General features: G+C 63.9%; 1 protein-coding gene. It reads right to left on the reverse strand.

Annotated features, from left to right (window positions below):
* Positions 1-155: 155 nt before the first annotated feature.
* On the reverse strand, positions 156-377 hold a 222-nt coding region (locus EOC06_RS41230; RefSeq protein ID WP_245470476.1), incomplete at its 5' end, for a hypothetical protein.

A 377-nucleotide genomic window follows, 5' to 3' on the forward strand; every position in this document is an offset into this window, starting at 1 on the left:
GAGTTCGCCATGCGCAAGATCGCCATGGATTCTCACGCCCTTATTTCAGCACTGCCGCTCGCCTGCCCGACTCGGCCGGGGTCAGCCTTCACCGCCAAACTGATTGGCGCGGCGACGTTCCTATCGGGTCAGGCGAAGCTTCTCGAAGGTGCCGCTCATCTCGTTGCCCTGGCCCGGTCGATCGCCCTCTCAGTCTCGCGATTGGCGGAGTTGCTCTTGAGGCGCGAGCCGGCGAGCTCGAGGAGCGCGTAGGCTATCTCGTCCTCGGTCCAGCCGGATTCCGCTGCCCGCTCAGCCAATTGCTGAAAGGCCGGTTCCAAGGCGAGCTGGCATTGAAGACCGCGATCTGGATGGTCGACCGGGCAGCTTGGTTCCAC

This window comes from Mesorhizobium sp. M7A.F.Ca.MR.362.00.0.0 (assembly GCF_004023175.1).
Classification (GTDB): domain Bacteria; phylum Pseudomonadota; class Alphaproteobacteria; order Rhizobiales; family Rhizobiaceae; genus Mesorhizobium.